2 protein-coding genes are annotated in these 2558 nt (G+C 27.8%); both read left to right on the top strand.

The annotated features are described in order from the left end of the window. Positions 1-98 precede the first annotated feature (98 nt). Positions 99-1049, top strand: coding sequence for a HamA C-terminal domain-containing protein (locus PVA17_RS24600; protein ID WP_274069314.1), 951 nt, complete (start codon positions 99-101; stop codon positions 1047-1049). Between the two features lie 5 nt (positions 1050-1054). Beyond that, a partial coding sequence (locus PVA17_RS24595; protein ID WP_274069313.1) for a DEAD/DEAH box helicase occupies positions 1055-2558 on the top strand: 1504 nt, incomplete at its 3' end.

The raw sequence follows: 2558 nt of genomic DNA, 5'->3' as shown, positions 1-2558 counted from the left end.
GTATGGTATAACTTAATAACTAGTGTAATGGGTAGTGTTTTATTAATCAAAGATAATAAAATTAAGGAATTAAATATACTTGTAAAGAGGGTAATCAAATGAGTAGAGTCATTGAAGTAACAAATATATTGTCATGTAAAGTTAATGAAGCTAATTTACACTCATATTTTATTGATTTCGACATTAATGAAAATGGTGATTTGAATCAATTACTTAAAGACTTTGTGCAACTTTTAACAGAAGAAATTCCAAATTTTGCTCTAGGTTATCATCAAGAAATAATGATTTCACAAGAGAATGTACTGCGGGTATTAATAGATGCAGCGAATTCTATATATAAAATTGACGCATATGAAAAAGCTGCTGAAACATATTTAAATGACGAGATTTTGGATGATGACATACCTGACAAATATTTAAAAAGAGGTGAGTTTGGTGAATTGATACTCCATTTCATTTTAAAATATTTTTTTAATACTATTCCATTAGTAGCAAAAATATATTTTAAAGATTCTTATGGGCATGCTGTACATGGTTTTGATTCAGTACATATAAATCCTGAAGAAAATACATTGTGGTTAGGTGAATCCAAGATTTATAAGGATGGAAATAGAGGAATAGACGCATTAATAGATGATTTAAATGAACATTTTAATGGTAACTATCTTGAAAGCGAGTTTAACATTATTTCAAAAAGAATCAAAGATACAGAGACAAATCTAGAAGTAGCGGGATTAACTCCAAACTATTGGATAAGTTTATTGAATAGATACACAAAGTTATCTCATAAATTGGACAATATTGTAATACCTATGTTCTGTGCATTTGAATCTAATGTTTTTTCTAAATATAGTAACAAAGAAGAATTTGAACAAGTCTATATAGACGAGATTACAAGGTTAAATCAGAGATTTGTTACAAAGAAATTTAATCATCCATGGAATAGTCATTTAAATATTATTGTAATTTTAGTTCCTTTAGAAAGTAAACAAGAATTAATTAAACTATTACATCGGAAGTTAAAGCAACTTCAATCTTTAGGAGAGTGAATACGATGGAGTGGGATCAAGTAAAGTTATCAGAGATAGAATACTTAAATTTCGAACAAAGTTTTGGTTTAGCTAAATATGTATCACAACTCAAAGATAAACAACAAAACCAAGCTAACGAAATAATTATTAGTGTATTAGAAATTTGGGATAGGGTTGAAACGTCTACAAAAGAGATATGGATTGATTTGATTGAAAGCGCAGGTTTTTATCCATATTTGCTAAGAATGGTTGAGAAAACTAATGAATTAGATATTACATCTGAAATTAGAAGTGCATTTCATGCTTCTAATAATTTAGAAGGTATAACCCTTCATAAAGAGCAAAAATATTTATCAGATCTAATATCACAAGGCAGGAATCTAATTGTTAGTGCTCCAACTAGTTTTGGAAAGAGCTTATTAATACAAGAGATAATAGCTTTAAATAAATACAATAATATTTTAATAATACAACCGACATTAGCCTTAATAAATGAAACAAGAATTAAACTGAGAAAATTTAGTAAGGAATATAATATTATTGTTAATACGTCTCAAAATTTGGGGACAAAAAATATTTTTATACTTACAGCTGAACGAGTCTTGGAGTATGAAGGACTGCCGGAAATAGAGTATTGTATTCTGGATGAATTTTATAAATTAAGTTCTTTACGAGATGACGAAAGGTCTGATGTATTGAATATTGCTTTAAAAAAAGTATTAAAGAACAATCCGATTTTTTATTTTATAGGACCTAATATCGATCTTATACCAGAAGGTTTCCAAGAGGGGTATAATGCAATATTTTATCAAACTCAATATTCTTTGGTTAATTCAGAAGTTGTACATATAGATATAAAATATAAAAGTAACGGGCCAAGGAATCAAGAAAAAGAGAAACAAGAAAAATTATTTGAGTTATTGCATGCTACTAATTTTGAACAGTCCATAGTTTATGTTTCTTCACCTGAACGGGCATATAAATTGGCAAAAGGATATTATGAATATTTAAATACTAATGAACTGTTAGAGGAATCTCAATATTTACCGGTATCTGAGTGGATTGAAGAAAATATAAATGTAAGTTGGGGATTTAATCATTTAATAAAAAATAAAATTGGAGTTCATTCAGGAATTATTCCAAAACATTTAGTACATTCCATGATTGAATATTTTAACAAAGGTAAAATAAATGTGCTATTTTGTACTTCTACAATAATAGAAGGGGTAAATACATCTGCAAAAAATGTCTTTGTATTTGATAGTAAAAAAGGCCCGAATGAAATGGACTTTTTTGATTTTTCAAATATAAAAGGTCGAGCAGGAAGAATGTTACAACATTATTCAGGTAAGGTTTATGTATTTAATCCCCCACCAGCTAAAGAATTAGTTGCTTTAGATATACCTTTTCACGATCAAAAAATTATAAATGACGAAATATTAATTAACTTTGAAAGAGACGAAGTTAAGTCTGAACATATTGATAGATATGATGAGTTAAATAATTTTGATGAGGATTATTTAAGGA

This window comes from Lysinibacillus sp. CNPSo 3705 (genome assembly GCF_028674935.1).
GTDB lineage: Bacteria > Bacillota > Bacilli > Bacillales_A > Planococcaceae > Lysinibacillus.
The sequence above is the reverse complement of the archived record's forward strand: the minus strand, read 5'-3'. Positions and strand labels throughout refer to the sequence as shown.